Here is a 14,390-nt window from a genome sequence, read left to right as displayed (position 1 = left end):
ATATGTTGCCGCAGGTCTGCATCAGCACAGAGCCCCGATGCCAATGGCCCAAGCACCATGGGCCGGACCGCAGACCAGTGCAATGCCGATCCCCGCGCGCATGGTTCAGCCCTTGACCGCTTTGACGATCTTTTCGGCACCATCCTTGAGGTCGTCCGCCGCGATGACGTCGAGGCCGGAGTTGTTGATGATGGCCTTGCCCTCTTCGACCTTGGTGCCTTCGAGACGCACGACCAGTGGCACTTTGAGGCCGACCTCCTTGACCGCGGCGACCACGCCTTCGGCGATGACGTCGCAGCGCATGATGCCGCCGAAGATGTTGACGAGGATGCCTTTGACGTTGTCATCCGAGGTGATGATCTTGAAGGCTTCGGTCACCTTTTCCTTGGTCGCACCGCCGCCCACGTCGAGGAAGTTGGCAGGCTCGGCGCCGTAGAGCTTGATGATGTCCATGGTCGCCATCGCGAGGCCCGCGCCGTTGACCATGCAGCCGATTTCACCGTCGAGCGCGATATAGTTGAGGTCGTATTTGGAGGCCTCGAGCTCTTTGGGGTCTTCTTCGGTGGTGTCGCGCAGCTCGGCGATGTCGCCGTGGCGGTAGATGGCGTTGCCGTCAAAGCTGACCTTGGCGTCGAGCACCTTGAGATCGCCGCTGTCGGTGACGATGAGCGGGTTGATTTCCAGCATCTCCATGTCTTTTTCGACGAACGCCTTGTAGAGCGTGCCCATCAGGCCGACGCACTGCTTGACCGCCTTGCCCTCAAGACCCAGCGCGAACGCGATGCGGCGGCCGTGGAAGGGCTGGAAGCCGGTGGCGGGATCGACGGAGAAATTGATGATCTTTTCGGGCGTGTTGGCCGCGACCTCTTCGATGTCCATGCCGCCTTCGGTGGAGCAGACAAAGCCCACGCGGCTGGTTTCGCGGTCCACGAGCAGCGCGAGGTACAGCTCTGTTTCGATGCCGGAGCCGTCTTCGATATAGATGCGGTTGACCTGTTTGCCCGCGGGGCCGGTCTGGTGGGTGACGAGGGTGCGGCCCAGCATCTTCTTGGCCTGTTCCGCCGCTTCCTCGACCGATTTCGTCAGGCGCACGCCGCCTGCGTCGCCTGCATCCGCTTCCTTGAACTTGCCCTTGCCGCGTCCGCCTGCGTGGATCTGTGCCTTGACCACCCACAACGGGCCGTCGAGTTCTCCGGCCGCGTTCTTGGCGTCTTCGGCCTTGAGGACAACACGCCCGTCGGACACTGGCGCGCCGTAGCTGCGCAGGAGGGCTTTGGCCTGGTATTCGTGGATGTTCATATCGAAACGGTCCCATTTTAGTGGTGTTCAGTACGCGGTATACGCCTGAAACATGAATCTTGCCGAGTAACTTTTCCGAGGATGGGTGCTTTGACCAGCGAAAAGCGACATTTGTGATCACAGGTTTTTGCGTGTGATCACAAATGCATGGCTGACGCACGCCGGGCGGGTAGAATCGCCCGATTTGCCTAGAATTATGGTGAATTCTTGCGCAAATAATCTTCGAATTCGGTGCAGATCGTGATCGAGATGTCCTGCGGATCGTAGAAGGCGTTGGGCTCTCCGCAGGGGGCAACGGACACGCGCAGCGGCGCGGGCATGGTCATGACAGCGTTGAGCGCGCGGACTTCGTCCTTGATCGTGCGGTGGGTCAGCGAGGTGCCGGTCCCGGTGTAGATCAGCCCCGCGGTGCCACCCTGCGCCATCAGCTCGTCGAGCACCGGCCCCCAGCTGTCGATGGCGAGGTCGTATTCTTCGGGGCAGGTGTCGGCGCGGTCGTCGGGCAGACCCATGTCCGCCGCGAAATCATCGCGGGTGTCTGGGTCCGCCCCGTAGAACAGGCAGACGAGGTTGTAGTACCGCTGGGCGTCGGGGCCGTGGGTGTCCCACCACGCGATATCGTCAGCGGCCAGCCGCGCGTCGGCGGCAAAACCGTCAGCGGTGTCATAGGCGATGGTGCGGGCGGTATCGTCGTCGAAAAGCGTGTCGATCATCAGGATGGACAGCGTGTCGGCGGCGTCTTCTTCCTGTCCGAAAACGGGCAGGTCGCCGGTGTCGATCAGGGCATGGCCCAGTTCGTGATAGAGGACCGCGAGCAGGTTGGATGCGACATAGGCGTCCCGCGCATCTTCGGCGCGCGCGGGGGCCGCCGCGAGAGCCAGCGCAAGGACCAGCGCGGGGCGGCTCATGTGGGCATCAGGGCCCAGATGTCGAGATCGAGCAGGACATCGGGCAGGTATTTGCCGTCCGCACCGCGCAGATCGAACGGCGTGCCGCCCTTGGTCGCGACCAGCCGCAGACGGATGGCGCCAACGCCCGGTGCATCGGTTTCGGCCTTGTCGAGCACTTCGGACCAGGCGCGGATGGTATCGCCCGCAAGGCAGGGGTTGGCATGTGCGCCGCCGTTGAGACCCACGATCATCTGTGCGTTGGCCAGCCCGTTGAACGACAGCGCCCGCGCCATCGAAATGACGTGACCGCCGTAGATGAGGCGGCTGCCGTCGGGGCGGGCGGAGGTGTCGAAGTGGACCTTGGCCGTGTTTTGCCACAGGCGGGTCGCCATCATGTGCTCGGCCTCTTCGACGGTGACGCCATCGACGTGGTCGATTTTTTCGCCGACGTCGTAGTCGCCCCAGCGGTGCGGCTCACCGGCGAGCGTGAAATCATAGTTGGTGAAATCGAGGCCGCGCGGGATCACCAGATCGGAAGCCGCGATGGTTTTTTGCAGGTCAGGCACCACGGTATCCGGCGCGGGCGCGTCGCCATCGCGTTTGCGCACCATGACCCAGCGGACATATTCCATCACCGTTTCGTCGTGCTGATTCAGCCCGCGGGTGCGCACGTAAACCACGCCCGTCTTGCCGTTGGAGTTCTGTTTCAGGCCGATCACTTCGGATTCCGAGCGCAGCGTGTCGCCGGGCCAGACCGGTGTGATCCAGCGGCCTTCGGCGTAGCCCAGATTTGCCACCGCATTCAGCGACACGTCGGGCACGGTCTTGCCGAACACCACGTGAAAGCCGATCAGATCTTCGAGCGGGCTGAACGGCAGGCCGCAGCCCTGTGCGAACTGGTCGGAGGAATAGAGCGCGTGGCGCGCGGGATAGAGCATGTGGTAGAGCGCGCGTTCGCCCATCTTGACCGTGCGCGGCACGGCGTGGCGGATCACTTCGCCGATGCGGTAGTCTTCGAAAAAGCGGCCAGCGTTGGTTTTGGTTGCCATGTCAGTGTGCGCCCAGTTTGGTGTCGGGGGTATAGGTGCCGGGGGCGTCTTTGACGACGGCCTGACCGCAGCGCATCACGCCTGCCGCGTGGTCCCAGGTTTGGGTTGGGGTGCCGTAAAGCTCCCAGCCCTTGTTCAGGGCATCGGTGACTTTGTGGCAGAAGGCGGATGTGTCTTCTTCCGACAGGAAGCGGTAGAGTTTCATTTCAGTTCCAATGTGTTAGCCAAAGGGCGAGACGCCCAGCAATGTGTGGATGAGGGTGATGACCACCAGCATCACCGCTGTGATGATGGCAAGCCGGATGTAAGTGGCGCGCCCAGCAGGGGCGGGCGGGGTCCAGTCAGGCTCGGCCCGGTTGATCAGGATGACAGAGCCCACGGCCCACGCCAGCAGCCCGCCAAAAAGCACGATGGAGGCCAGATCGCCGTTGACCAGCAGGTGCGCGGCGGCCCAGATCTTGACCGCGGTAAGCTGCGGGTGGCGGATTTTGTAGGCAGGCCACGCCTTGGCCCCCTTGGCCGCGCTCGATCCGTAGACCCACAGCGCCAGCACCATCGCGAGGTTGTTGATGTGGGTGAGAAAGGCGGGCGGCGCCCAGACATGGACAAAGTCGGCCCCGCGGTAGCCCAGAATCATCAGGACCAGCGACAGCACGATCGCCACCGCCACCAGACCTTTGCCCGGATCGCCCAGAGCGGCCCGTTTTTCCGGCATCAGCCGTTTGAAATAATGTGCGGCCACCCACAACAGGAGCCCGAGGATCAAAAGCAGCATGGGTAAGTCCCTTGTTTCACTCCGCCTGCATGGCGTCGATTGCTTCCGACTTTGCCAATGTTTCACGGGCGGTGGCAACATGCAGGTTTTCGACGATCTTGCCATCGACGACGGCAACGCCCTGACCGGTGGCTTCGGCGGCGTCGAATGCGGCGATCTGGCGGCGGGCCAGATCGATTTCATCGGCCGAGGGGGAGAAGGCCGCATTGGCGATGTCCAGTTGCGCGGGGTGGATGAGCGTTTTGCCGTCAAAGCCCATGTCGCGGCCCTGTTCGCACTCGGCGCGCAGGCCGTCTTCGTCCTTGAACGCGTTATAGACCCCGTCGATCAGCGCCGCGCCATGCGCCTTGCCCGCCAGCACACACAGCCCCAGCCCCGCCATCAACGGTTGCCGGTCGGCGCGGAACCGCGTTTGCAGATCCTTGGCCAGATCATTGGTCCCCATGACCATACCCGACAGCAGCGGGTGCGCGGCGATGGCGGCCGCGTTCAACATGCCCCGCGGCGTTTCCATCATCGCCCAGAGGGGCGTGTCGCCGGTGATGTCCGCCAGCGCGTCGAGATCATCGGGGCTGTTGACCTTGGGCAGCAGCACCGCGTCGGCGCCCATGGCCGCAGCGGCACGTGCGTCATCCGCACCCCATGCCGTATCGAGCCCGTTGATGCGCACGATCTTCATGCGCGCGCCGTAACCGCCCGTGGCGAGTGCGTCGGCCAGCGTGTCGCGCGCGGCGGTCTTTTCATCCGGTATGACCGCGTCTTCGAGATCGAAGATGATGGCATCGGCAGGCAGGCCGCGGGCCTTGTCCAGCGCCCGCGGTTTGGAGCCGGGAATATAGAGGACGGAGCGGAGCGGGCGGGATGTGGCGGGCATGGCGTGACCTTGGCTGTGAAATATTGTTGCGCGCAGAGGGGCATTGCTGGACGAAAACTTCAAGAGCAATTGCGCCGCAGTGCAGCAAGTTTGTGCCGCGCAACACCCGCCGGACGCTGCGTTAACCTCGTTTTCAAGGGTGCGGACGCATGGTTTGCAGGTCGCTCATCTTTGGGAGGGCCGCACCGGCAGGGCCGCCGGACGCCGGCACAAGGATCGGGTTGCACGTTCACCACCGGGGGCGCCCGGGTTTCGCCGGCACCAGCCGGATCGGCCGGAGACCTGTCGCAGCCGCCTTTGCAGCAAAACGGAAAGGCACTGAAATGAAGAAAACAGCATTTTTGATCCATCTGGCCGCGCTGGGCGGCTTTATCGCGCTCACGGCGCCTGCACTGGCGCAAAACGGCCGTCAATGTGGCCCGCGGGCGAGCGTGGTCGAAAGCCTCGCGGAACGCTACGGCGAATCGCGCCAGTCTGTCGGGCTGGGCGCCAACAGCGCGATGGTCGAGACGTTCGCGTCCTCCGAAACGGGCACATGGACGATCACGGTGACCATGCCCAGCGGGCTGACCTGTCTGGTGGCGTCGGGCCAGGCGTTTGAGACGGTGACCGAGGCGCTGCCCGCGAAGGGCGAGGACGCGTAAGGCCACCCCCCCCCACAACCGGAGCACGGCAAACGTGCCCGCACACCGGTCCGCCGGGACAGGAAGAGGATGCCGGAACGGGGCGGGGCGGCGGCGGTGCTGCCGTGCCGCCCCGCGCGTCAGGTCAGGCCATCCCAGATAAGTTTGATCCCCGTGAGCGTGAGCGCCACGTAAGTGATCCCGAAAAACAGGCGTTCGGGCACCGCGGCATGCGCCCGCACGCCCAGCCACGCACCCAGAAGCGCAAAGGGCGCCAGCACCAGATTGGCCTTGGCCGTTTCCAGCGTGAACATGCCCAGATAGGCGTAGGGTACGAATTTCGCGATGTTGATGATCCAGAACACCAGAACCGTGGTCGCTTGAAACCGGGTTTTGTCGAGCCCCCGCCCGAGCAGGAACACCGCAGAGGGCGGGCCGCCGGCGTGGCTGATGAAGCTGGTAAAGCCCGATGCGACCCCCGCCACGAGACCCACGCGGTCCGACATCGGCTTGCGCCCCACGGCGATCCAGCCGCGCGCCAGCGATACCTGCCAGATCACGAAACCGATGGACACACCGCCGATGAGCAGCCGGAACAGATCGGGCGAGGCCACGCGGTAGAGCAGCGCCCCCAGCACCACGCCGGGCAATCCGCCAAGGATCAGAAGCATCGCTTCGCGCAGGCCCCATTTGCCCCAGTAGGGCCGCAGGGTGCTCAGATCGATCAGCATCAAGAGCGGCAGCATGACCCCGAGCGCGAGACCGGGTTCGACCACAAGCGCCAGCATCGAGGCTGCGGCAAATGCAGCGCCCGAGCCGAAGCCGCCCTTGGAAATGCCAGCAAAAACAACGGCCGGACCCGCCACCGCGAAAAACCACCAATCGAGAACGAGCATCGCGTCTTGACCCCTCCGCAGACGTTTTACCTTTGGCAGGAACCGAACGCGCCGCCAACCGTTCATTTCCCAACTGTGTTTTTTGCCTGTCCCGAAAGGAAATTTCGATGAAACGCCTTTTTGCCTCGACCGCCGTGATTGTCGCCCTGTCCGTTCCCGCCGCCGCGCAGTCCACGTCGCAACAGACCGCCGTGGGAAGCTTTACCATGTCGCCCGACAGCCTGATCGTGGGCGAGATGATCGGCGCACCGGTCTACAATTTCCGTGGCCGTCCGATGACCGACACGCCGATGCCGCTTGACGGGGCGAAACGGTTCGACCGGATCGCGTCGATCAAGGATCTGGTGATCAACTCCGAAGGCGCCGTCGAGGCGATCGTGATGAGCGTTGGCGGCATCTGGGGGCTGGCCGACCGCGAGGTGGCCGCACCGATGGAGGGTGTCACCGTGGTGACCGACGTGCGCGGTGACCGGTATTACGTGATCTTTACCGACGAGGACGCGCTGGACGCGGCCCCGCGTTTCAACAAGTTCGATGTGCGGGACGGGGCCGACGACATGGCCGATGACAGCGGCGATTCGGCGTTCCTGCCCGATGCGACCCATGTTCTGGTGGCCGAGGCCAAGGCCGCCGTCGACATCGTGGGACAGGACCCCGATGCGCTGATCAAAAAGGCCAAGCCCGCAGACGAGATGGAGGGCGACACGGCACCCAATGGCACGTCGCTTGATGCCGCCGAAAACCCAGCAACCGTGGACGGACGCCCGCGCGACGCGCAGTTTTCCGATGTCGGTACCGAGAAGGAAGAGGCCGAAGTGGGCATTCCGGACGAACCGCGCGACTGACCGCCGGTTGGGCGGCGCGCCAATGTGCAGCTTGCAAGCGCGGGCCTGAGGGTTTAAGCCCGCGCCCAACGCAAATCCAACTGGAGTAATGCACATGGCTCGACCCAAAATCGCCCTGATCGGCGCTGGTCAAATCGGGGGCACGCTGGCCCACCTCGCCGCAATCAAGGAACTTGGTGACGTCGTGATGTTCGACATCGCGGAAGGCACACCCGAGGGCAAGGCGCTTGATATCGCTGAATCCGGCCCGTCCGAGGGCTTTGACGCCGCCATGTCCGGCACGCAGGACTATGCCGATATCGCAGGCGCGGACGTGTGCATCGTGACCGCCGGTGTCGCCCGCAAGCCCGGGATGAGCCGTGACGATCTGTTGGGCATCAACCTCAAGGTCATGAAATCGGTCGGCGAGGGCATTGCCCAGCATGCACCGAATGCCTTTGTCATCTGCATCACCAACCCGCTGGACGCGATGGTCTGGGCGCTGCGTGAATTCTCCGGTCTGCCGCACGAGAAAGTCTGCGGCATGGCGGGCGTCCTCGATTCCGCGCGCTTCCGTCACTTCCTCGCCGAGGAATTCAACGTGTCGATGCGCGATGTCACGGCCTTTGTTCTGGGCGGGCACGGCGACACGATGGTGCCGCTGACGCGCTATTCCACCGTTGCGGGCATTCCGCTGCCCGACATGGTGAAGATGGGCTGGACCACGCAGGACAAGCTGGACGCCATCGTGCAGCGGACCCGCGACGGCGGCGCCGAGATCGTTGGCCTGCTGAAAACCGGTTCTGCCTTCTATGCGCCCGCGACATCGGCGATCGAGATGGCCGAGGCCTATCTCAAGGACCAAAAGCGCGTGCTGCCCTGTGCGGCCTACGTTGACGGCGCCTATGGTCTGAAGGGTTTCTATGTGGGCGTGCCCACGGTGATCGGTGCCGGTGGCATCGAGAAGGTCGTCGAGATTTCGATGAACAAGGAAGAGCAGGGCATGTTCGACAGCTCGGTCAAGGCTGTGAAAGGTCTGGTCGAGGCGTGCAAAGGCATCGACAGCTCGCTGGGCTGAGCCCCATTAAACACCAGATGATGAAAGCGCGTTCCGGCGACGGGGCGCGCTTTTTTCGTGCGCCCCACCTTTTTGTGACCCGTGCCGCGGCAGGTTTGGCCTAGGCTGCGGGGATGAGACTGATTTGGGCAATGGTCGTGGCGATGTGGCCGGTGACGGGGGCGGCCTGTGATCTGGCGCTGGTGCTGGCGGTGGATGTGTCGGGGTCCGTGGACCGCGACGAGTACCGCACGCAGATGGACGGGCTGGCGGCGGGGCTGCGCGATGGCACGGTGGCGCAGGCACTGGTGGATGCGCAGGCGCGGGTGTCGCTGGTGCAGTGGTCCGGCAGCACCCGCCAGCGCCAGACGATTCCGTGGACCGCGATGACAGACGCGGCGCAGGTGGCGACATTCGCTGACCGCGTGCGCGACGACGCCCGTGTGTGGCGCAACTTCTCAACTGCGGTGGGCGAGGCGGTGCAACTGTCGCTGGAGAGTTTTGCGCAGGTCGCCCTGTGCCGTCGCAAGGTGATCGATGTGTCGGGGGACGGGGTGTCCAACGAAGGCCTGCTGCCCGCGACCTTGCGCCCTGCGCTGACGGCGGCGGGGGTGACGGTGAACGCGCTGGCCATCGAAACGGACGATGCGGACCTTACGGGGTGGTTTTACGAAAACGTGATCCACGGGCCGGGCGCTTTTGTGATCACGGCCAACGGGTTCGAGGACTATCCCGCGCAGATCCGCCGCAAGCTGCAACGCGAGATCACACGTCAGGTCGGTCGTCTGGCGCAGTGATCACACGCGCCTTTCATGTGATCACAAAACCGGACGTGCGACCATATTTCCCGCAATTTGCGCAATATTACCGCTAACAAACCCGCGAAACCCCGCCTGTCCGCGTGACAGCTGCGAAAAATACGCTATCAGTAGGGCCAAGTAGCCCAGAAGGAGCCAACCCATGGCCGACGTGAATCGCGGCAATCGTCCCTTGTCACCGCATTTGACGATTTATCGCCCGCAGCTGACCTCGATGACATCGATCCTGACCCGTATTACCGGCAACGCCATGCTGGTGGCGAGCCTGTTGATCGTGTGGTGGTTTCTGGCCGCCGCGACCGGCGCCGACAGCTTTGCCACGGCCAACGGTTTCCTGACCAGCTGGTTCGGCGATCTGGTGATGTTTTTCAGCGTGCTGGGTTTGTGGTATCATACGCTTGCCGGCATCCGGCACCTGATCTGGGACAATGCCATCGCGATGGATATTCCCACGGCCGAAAAGCTGGGCTGGGCGTGCATTGCCGGATCGGTTGTGCTGACGCTTATCACTGTAGTCGTCGTATAAGGGGGCGCTGATTATGGCATTCATGACAGACCGCAAACGCGCGCAGGGGCTCGGCTCGGCGAAAACAGGAACGGCCCATTTCTGGGCGATGAAAGTCAGCTCGGTGGCTTTGCTGATCCTGATCCCGCTGTTCGTCTTTACGTTCGGCGCCGCACTGGGCGGCACTTACGAGGACATTCTGGCCTATTACAGCCGCCCGTTTCCCGCGATCATCGCGGCGTTGACGCTGGCGGTCGGGTTCAAGCATTTCAACGACGGGGTGCAGACCCTGATCGAGGATTACGTGCATGGCGCGTCCCAGAAGGTGGCGATCATCGTGATGACCTGCGTCAGCTACGGCGCGGCAGCGGTCGCGATCTTCGCCATCGCGAAGCTGGCGCTCTAGGGCGCGGTCCTGCGACAAAAGGCGTGGCGGCGCCCCCTGTGAAGGAGTGCCGCGCGTGCTATGATACATCCCGACGGCGGGTCGCTCTGCCAGTAGGGAAATCACATTGAAAGGCGCGTTGCCGCGTCGGTTGGGCCGCTGGCCCGCACAATAGACAGGGGTCCGGGTGCCGCGCGCGCCACCCCGCAAGCTGAGAAGGGCACGATATGGCTGCTTATGATTATGAAACCCACGAATATGACGTTGTTGTCGTAGGGGCGGGCGGTGCGGGTCTGCGCGCCACGCTGGGCATGGCCGAGCAAGGCTTGCGCACCGCGTGTATTTCGAAGGTTTTCCCCACGCGCTCCCACACGGTGGCGGCACAGGGTGGCATCGCCGCATCGCTGAGCAACATGGGCCCCGACAACTGGCAGTGGCACATGTACGACACGGTCAAGGGATCGGATTGGCTGGGTGATACGGACGCGATGGAGTATCTGGCCCGCGAGGCGCCCAAGGCGGTTTACGAGCTGGAGCACTACGGTGTGCCGTTTTCGCGGACCGAAGAGGGCAAAATCTACCAGCGTCCCTTTGGCGGCCACACCACCGAGTTCGGCGAAGGCCCCCCGGTGCAGCGTACCTGTGCTGCCGCCGACCGCACCGGCCACGCCATTTTGCACACGCTTTACGGCCAGTCGCTCAAGAACAACGCCGAATTCTACATCGAGTATTTCGCCATCGACCTGCTGATGAGCGAGGACGGCGTGTGTCAGGGTGTTCTGTGCTGGAAGCTGGACGACGGCACGATGCACGTCTTCTCCGCCAAGATGGTCGTTCTGGCCACCGGCGGCTACGGCCGCGCCTATTTCAGTGCTACATCGGCGCACACCTGCACCGGTGACGGTGGGGGTATGACGGCCCGTGCGGGCCTGCCGCTGCAGGACATGGAGTTCGTGCAGTTCCACCCCACCGGCATCTACGGCGCAGGCTGTCTGATCACCGAGGGCGCGCGCGGCGAAGGCGGGTATCTGACCAACTCCGAGGGCGAGCGGTTCATGGAGCGCTATGCCCCGACCTACAAGGATCTGGCGTCGCGTGACGTGGTGAGCCGCTGCATGACGATGGAGATCCGCGAAGGGCGCGGTGTGGGCGACAACGCCGACCACATCCACCTGCACCTCAACCACCTGCCGCCCGAAACGCTGGACCTGCGTTTGCCCGGCATTTCCGAAAGCGCGCGCATCTTTGCCGGTGTCGACGTCAACAAGGAGCCGATTCCGGTTCTGCCGACGGTGCACTACAACATGGGTGGCATTCCGACGAACTATTGGGGTGAAGTGCTCGCCCCGACGAAGGACAGCCCCGACAACGTGTCGCCCGGTCTGATGGCCGTGGGCGAAGCGGGATGCGCATCGGTGCACGGTGCGAACCGTCTGGGCTCCAACAGCCTGATCGACCTCGTTGTCTTTGGCCGCGCCGCCGCGATCCGCGCCAAGGAGGTTGTGGACGCAGAAGCGCCGGTGCCGACGCCAAGCAAGCGCGCGATCGAGGCGGCGTTCAGCCGGTTCGACGGTCTGCGCTATACCAAGGGGCACGTGCCGACGGCCGATCTGCGGCTCGAGATGCAGCAGACGATGCAGGCCGACGCCGCCGTGTTCCGCACCGACAAGACGCTGGCCGAGGGCGAGGAAAAGATGAAAGGCGTCGCAGGCAAGCTGAGCGACATCAAGGTCACAGACACCTCGCTGGTGTGGAATTCCGACCTGATGGAAACGCTGGAGCTGACCAACCTGATGCCGAACGCGGTGGCCACCATCACCGCCGCCGCCGCCCGCAAGGAAAGCCGTGGCGCACACGCCCACGAGGATTACCCCGACCGCGACGACGAGAACTGGCGCAAGCACAGCCTGATCTGGTTCGAGGGCAACAAGGCGTCCCTGGGCTTCCGGGGCGTGCATGTGAACCCGCTGACCAGCCACAACGAGGGTGGCATCGATCTCAAGAAGATCGCACCGAAGGCGCGGGTTTACTAAGCATGAGCGTGACAGCGCAGATTAACACCGGCTGGTCGCAGGCGGCGGGGATGACCCCCGTCTGCGCGTTGCAGGTGTTCGGCATGCGCAGGTCAGGCAACCACGCCATCATCGACTGGCTGATGCGCAATGCGCCGGAGGCCGCGACGGGGGGCGTGTTTTTCAACAACTGCAAGGTCGGCGCGAACCCTGTGGGCGGCCACGCATCACTGGATGTCTACGACGCGGACCGCCGCGTTATCCCGCCCTTGAGCCGCCCCCACGCCCAACGCTGGGCCGAGGCGGGGCAGGCGCCGATGACGGTGGTGTCCTACGAAGACCGGATGCCCGTGGCCAAGGGGCCGCAGAAGGCGTCACGCGGATTTGACGACCGGGATTTCGACCACCGCGTCGTGGTTTTCCGCAGTTTCCTGAACTGGTCGGCGTCATTGCTGGCGAAGATCAAGCGCAACCCCGATTACGGGTCCGCCACGCGGATGCGGGTTTTGATGGTGGCGATGGCGACGTACCGCGACGGTCTGAAAAGGCTGACCGAGAACGATGCGCTGGTGCCCATCTGCTATGACGACTGGATGCTGTCGGAAGATTATCGCGCGCGGGTGTTGCGCCGGTTGGACCTGCCGGCCCGCGATCTGTCGCGCGGTGAGGTGCAACATTTTGGCGGTGGATCATCGTTTCAAGGCAAGAAGGCCAAGGTCAGCGAGTTGCAGACCACCAGCCGCGACATGGCGCTGGCGGACGATCCCGAATACCAGCTGGTGCTGTGGACCGCCGCGCATGACCGCGATTTCGTCGAGCATCTGATGCCGCATTTCCCACAGGATGCGGAGCGGTTGGTGACGCTGGCCGAAACCGCATCCCTGTCCATCACCCTTCCCCCGCGCGAGGCCCAAACATGATCCGACCCATTGCCCTTTGCCTTGTCCTGGCGCTGTCGGCCTGCACCGAGGTCGAAACCGCCGTGGACCGCACCGGCAGGCAAGCCGCGACCAAGGCCGTGACCGAGGTGATCGCGATCAACTTCCCGCAAGTCCCCAAAGAGCTGATCGAGCCCTTTGTCAAATGCGTGGTCGACAACGCGCAGGCGATCGAAGTGCGCGAACTGGCCAAGGCCTCTGTCGTGGGGCCGGACGATCTGACGATCGAGGTCGTGCGCGCCATTCTGGCCCGCCCCGCCACGCAATCCTGCATCCGCTCCAACGCGACACTCACGCTTTAGCGCGGCGCCCCGCCGCCCCGATTTCGAAAAAGGAACAGCATCATGGTACAACTGACGCTCCCCAAGAATTCCCGCATGACCAGCGGCAAGACGTGGCCCAAGCCCGAAGGCGCCACGAACCTCAAGGAATTCCACATCTATCGCTGGAACCCCGACGACGGTGAGAACCCGCGCGTCGACACCTATTTCGTCGATCTCGATACCTGCGGTCCGATGATGTTGGACGCGCTGATCAAGATCAAGAACGAGATCGACCCCACGCTGACCTTCCGCCGGTCGTGCCGCGAAGGCATCTGCGGATCCTGCGCGATGAACATCGACGGGATCAACACGCTGGCGTGCACCTATGGCATGGACGAGGTGCAGGGCGTGGTCAAAGTGTACCCGCTGCCGCACATGCCGGTGGTCAAGGACCTGATACCCGATCTGACGCATTTCTACGCCCAGCACGCGTCGATCAAGCCGTGGCTGGAAACCGAAACGCCCGAGCCCGCAAAGGAATGGAAGCAGTCGGTCGAGGACCGCGAAAAACTCGACGGGCTGTATGAGTGCATCATGTGCGCGTGCTGTTCTACCTCTTGCCCCAGCTACTGGTGGAACGGTGATCGCTATCTCGGACCCGCGGCGTTGCTCCATGCCTACCGCTGGATCATCGACAGCCGTGACGAAGGCACGGGCGAGCGGTTGGACGATCTTGAGGACCCGTTCAAACTGTACCGCTGCCACACGATCATGAACTGCGCCAAGACATGCCCCAAGGGTTTGAACCCGGCGCTGGCGATTGCGCAGATCAAGAAGCTGATGGTCGAGCGGACCGTCTGATAACTTTGCATCCGATAGGGGCCCGCCATCGCTGGCGGGCCTTTTGCGTTCAAGGATACCGTCTGCATGTTCATGGTCATCGGGCTGATCGTCGCCTTTGTCATCGTCGCGTTTTACGCCCGCAAGAACCGCGGCATGCGGCAGTGCCGCTGGCGGGCAGACCGCAGTGGCGACCGCGGCAGCCTGCGGATGTACCGCTGCGCGTTTTGCGGGGCCGAAGCGTTCACGGCCACTTCCGGCCCGCCGCAGAACTGCAAGAAATCGGTGGGCAAGGGCGGTCTGTGACCCCCGCATTGGGTGTCGACAGGGGCCGCATCGCTG

Annotated in this window: 18 protein-coding genes; 11 read left to right on the top strand and 7 right to left on the bottom strand. The window is 63.7% G+C overall.

The genetic code is table 11. The annotated features are described in order from the left end of the window. Positions 1-105 precede the first annotated feature (105 nt). From sucC to K3756_RS13520, 6 genes are all read right to left on the bottom strand, one after another. Positions 106-1,299: an ADP-forming succinate--CoA ligase subunit beta gene (sucC, locus tag K3756_RS13545; protein WP_259988231.1), complete on the bottom strand. Its 1,194-nt coding sequence runs from the start codon at positions 1,297-1,299 to the stop codon at positions 106-108. 194 nt (positions 1,300-1,493) lie between these two features. Continuing rightward, positions 1,494-2,207, bottom strand: a complete 714-nt coding sequence (locus tag K3756_RS13540) for a DUF4344 domain-containing metallopeptidase (protein WP_259988229.1) — start codon at positions 2,205-2,207, stop codon at positions 1,494-1,496. After that, positions 2,204-3,238, bottom strand: coding sequence for a MaoC family dehydratase (locus K3756_RS13535; RefSeq protein WP_259988228.1), 1,035 nt, complete (start codon positions 3,236-3,238; stop codon positions 2,204-2,206). The genes K3756_RS13540 and K3756_RS13535 overlap by 4 nt, the downstream gene beginning before the upstream one ends. 1 nt (position 3,239) lies before the next feature. Further along, positions 3,240-3,443 (bottom strand): DUF1737 domain-containing protein, encoded by a 204-nt coding sequence (locus K3756_RS13530; protein WP_259988226.1) that lies wholly within the window; start codon positions 3,441-3,443, stop codon positions 3,240-3,242. 15 nt (positions 3,444-3,458) lie between these two features. Then, the gene (locus tag K3756_RS13525) at positions 3,459-4,013 is read right to left on the bottom strand and encodes an NnrU family protein (protein WP_259988224.1); all 555 of its coding nucleotides are present in this window, start codon (positions 4,011-4,013) and stop codon (positions 3,459-3,461) included. Between the two features lie 16 nt (positions 4,014-4,029). Further along, entirely contained in the window at positions 4,030-4,887 is an 858-nt protein-coding gene (locus tag K3756_RS13520) for a CoA ester lyase (protein ID WP_259988222.1), read from the bottom strand. A 323-nt stretch (positions 4,888-5,210) separates the two neighbouring features. On the opposite strand from K3756_RS13520, the gene K3756_RS13515 reads away from it, so the two are divergent. Further along, positions 5,211-5,531 (top strand): hypothetical protein, encoded by a 321-nt coding sequence (locus tag K3756_RS13515; RefSeq protein ID WP_259988220.1) that lies wholly within the window; start codon positions 5,211-5,213, stop codon positions 5,529-5,531. Positions 5,532-5,650: 119 nt separating this feature from the next. Here K3756_RS13515 and K3756_RS13510 read toward each other — a convergent pair whose 3' ends face one another. Beyond that, positions 5,651-6,406, bottom strand: coding sequence for a sulfite exporter TauE/SafE family protein (locus K3756_RS13510; RefSeq protein ID WP_259988218.1), 756 nt, complete (start codon positions 6,404-6,406; stop codon positions 5,651-5,653). Positions 6,407-6,513: 107 nt separating this feature from the next. Here K3756_RS13510 and K3756_RS13505 point away from each other — a divergent pair, with 107 nt between their 5' ends. The 10 genes from K3756_RS13505 (at position 6,514) to K3756_RS13460 (ending at position 14,354) form a co-directional block, all read left to right on the top strand. Next, the gene (locus K3756_RS13505) at positions 6,514-7,251 is read left to right on the top strand and encodes a PRC-barrel domain-containing protein (RefSeq protein ID WP_259988216.1); all 738 of its coding nucleotides are present in this window, start codon (positions 6,514-6,516) and stop codon (positions 7,249-7,251) included. A 94-nt stretch (positions 7,252-7,345) separates the two neighbouring features. Beyond that, positions 7,346-8,308, top strand: coding sequence for a malate dehydrogenase (gene mdh, locus K3756_RS13500; RefSeq protein ID WP_259988214.1), 963 nt, complete (start codon positions 7,346-7,348; stop codon positions 8,306-8,308). Positions 8,309-8,421: 113 nt separating this feature from the next. After that, the gene (locus tag K3756_RS13495) at positions 8,422-9,084 is read left to right on the top strand and encodes a DUF1194 domain-containing protein (protein ID WP_259988213.1); all 663 of its coding nucleotides are present in this window, start codon (positions 8,422-8,424) and stop codon (positions 9,082-9,084) included. A gap of 163 nt (positions 9,085-9,247) precedes the next feature. Next, positions 9,248-9,631 (top strand): succinate dehydrogenase, cytochrome b556 subunit, encoded by a 384-nt coding sequence (sdhC, locus tag K3756_RS13490; protein WP_259988210.1) that lies wholly within the window; start codon positions 9,248-9,250, stop codon positions 9,629-9,631. Positions 9,632-9,644: 13 nt separating this feature from the next. After that, positions 9,645-10,016, top strand: a complete 372-nt coding sequence (gene sdhD, locus K3756_RS13485) for a succinate dehydrogenase, hydrophobic membrane anchor protein (protein ID WP_259988208.1) — start codon at positions 9,645-9,647, stop codon at positions 10,014-10,016. 206 nt (positions 10,017-10,222) lie between these two features. Then, positions 10,223-12,028 carry a succinate dehydrogenase flavoprotein subunit gene (gene sdhA / locus K3756_RS13480; protein WP_259988206.1) on the top strand — a complete coding sequence of 602 codons (1,806 nt, stop codon included), beginning with the start codon at positions 10,223-10,225 and terminating at the stop codon, positions 12,026-12,028. A gap of 2 nt (positions 12,029-12,030) precedes the next feature. Continuing rightward, positions 12,031-12,927: a hypothetical protein gene (locus K3756_RS13475; RefSeq protein ID WP_259988204.1), complete on the top strand. Its 897-nt coding sequence runs from the start codon at positions 12,031-12,033 to the stop codon at positions 12,925-12,927. After that, positions 12,924-13,247 carry a hypothetical protein gene (locus tag K3756_RS13470; RefSeq protein ID WP_259988202.1) on the top strand — a complete coding sequence of 108 codons (324 nt, stop codon included), beginning with the start codon at positions 12,924-12,926 and terminating at the stop codon, positions 13,245-13,247. Before K3756_RS13475 ends, K3756_RS13470 begins: the two co-directional genes overlap by 4 nt. Positions 13,248-13,289: 42 nt before the next feature. Beyond that, positions 13,290-14,069 (top strand): succinate dehydrogenase iron-sulfur subunit, encoded by a 780-nt coding sequence (locus K3756_RS13465; RefSeq protein WP_259988200.1) that lies wholly within the window; start codon positions 13,290-13,292, stop codon positions 14,067-14,069. Positions 14,070-14,135: 66 nt separating this feature from the next. Beyond that, a complete protein-coding gene (locus K3756_RS13460; protein WP_259988197.1) occupies positions 14,136-14,354 on the top strand; it encodes a hypothetical protein in 219 nt (72 codons plus the stop codon). Positions 14,355-14,390: the final 36 nt, after the last annotated feature.

The sequence above is a fragment of the Sulfitobacter sp. S190 genome, assembly GCF_025141935.1.
Lineage (GTDB): Bacteria > Pseudomonadota > Alphaproteobacteria > Rhodobacterales > Rhodobacteraceae > Sulfitobacter.
The sequence above is the reverse complement of the archived record's forward strand: the minus strand, read 5'-3'. Positions and strand labels throughout refer to the sequence as shown.

What these genes read in the sequence shown, in the direction of transcription:
- mdh (WP_259988214.1), top strand. Translation starts at nt 7,346, where the DNA reads ATGGCTCGACCCAAAATCGCCCTGATCGGCGCTGGTCAAATCGGGGGC.
- K3756_RS13525 (WP_259988224.1), bottom strand. Translation starts at nt 4,013, where the DNA reads ATGCTGCTTTTGATCCTCGGGCTCCTGTTGTGGGTGGCCGCACATTAT.
- K3756_RS13495 (WP_259988213.1), top strand. Translation starts at nt 8,422, where the DNA reads ATGAGACTGATTTGGGCAATGGTCGTGGCGATGTGGCCGGTGACGGGG.
- K3756_RS13505 (WP_259988216.1), top strand. Translation starts at nt 6,514, where the DNA reads ATGAAACGCCTTTTTGCCTCGACCGCCGTGATTGTCGCCCTGTCCGTT.
- K3756_RS13520 (WP_259988222.1), bottom strand. Translation starts at nt 4,887, where the DNA reads ATGCCCGCCACATCCCGCCCGCTCCGCTCCGTCCTCTATATTCCCGGC.
- sucC (WP_259988231.1), bottom strand. Translation starts at nt 1,299, where the DNA reads ATGAACATCCACGAATACCAGGCCAAAGCCCTCCTGCGCAGCTACGGC.
- sdhC (WP_259988210.1), top strand. Translation starts at nt 9,248, where the DNA reads ATGGCCGACGTGAATCGCGGCAATCGTCCCTTGTCACCGCATTTGACG.
- K3756_RS13460 (WP_259988197.1), top strand. Translation starts at nt 14,136, where the DNA reads ATGTTCATGGTCATCGGGCTGATCGTCGCCTTTGTCATCGTCGCGTTT.
- sdhD (WP_259988208.1), top strand. Translation starts at nt 9,645, where the DNA reads ATGGCATTCATGACAGACCGCAAACGCGCGCAGGGGCTCGGCTCGGCG.
- K3756_RS13535 (WP_259988228.1), bottom strand. Translation starts at nt 3,238, where the DNA reads ATGGCAACCAAAACCAACGCTGGCCGCTTTTTCGAAGACTACCGCATC.
- K3756_RS13510 (WP_259988218.1), bottom strand. Translation starts at nt 6,406, where the DNA reads ATGCTCGTTCTCGATTGGTGGTTTTTCGCGGTGGCGGGTCCGGCCGTT.
- K3756_RS13540 (WP_259988229.1), bottom strand. Translation starts at nt 2,207, where the DNA reads ATGAGCCGCCCCGCGCTGGTCCTTGCGCTGGCTCTCGCGGCGGCCCCC.
- K3756_RS13465 (WP_259988200.1), top strand. Translation starts at nt 13,290, where the DNA reads ATGGTACAACTGACGCTCCCCAAGAATTCCCGCATGACCAGCGGCAAG.
- K3756_RS13470 (WP_259988202.1), top strand. Translation starts at nt 12,924, where the DNA reads ATGATCCGACCCATTGCCCTTTGCCTTGTCCTGGCGCTGTCGGCCTGC.
- K3756_RS13515 (WP_259988220.1), top strand. Translation starts at nt 5,211, where the DNA reads ATGAAGAAAACAGCATTTTTGATCCATCTGGCCGCGCTGGGCGGCTTT.
- sdhA (WP_259988206.1), top strand. Translation starts at nt 10,223, where the DNA reads ATGGCTGCTTATGATTATGAAACCCACGAATATGACGTTGTTGTCGTA.
- K3756_RS13475 (WP_259988204.1), top strand. Translation starts at nt 12,031, where the DNA reads ATGAGCGTGACAGCGCAGATTAACACCGGCTGGTCGCAGGCGGCGGGG.
- K3756_RS13530 (WP_259988226.1), bottom strand. Translation starts at nt 3,443, where the DNA reads ATGAAACTCTACCGCTTCCTGTCGGAAGAAGACACATCCGCCTTCTGC.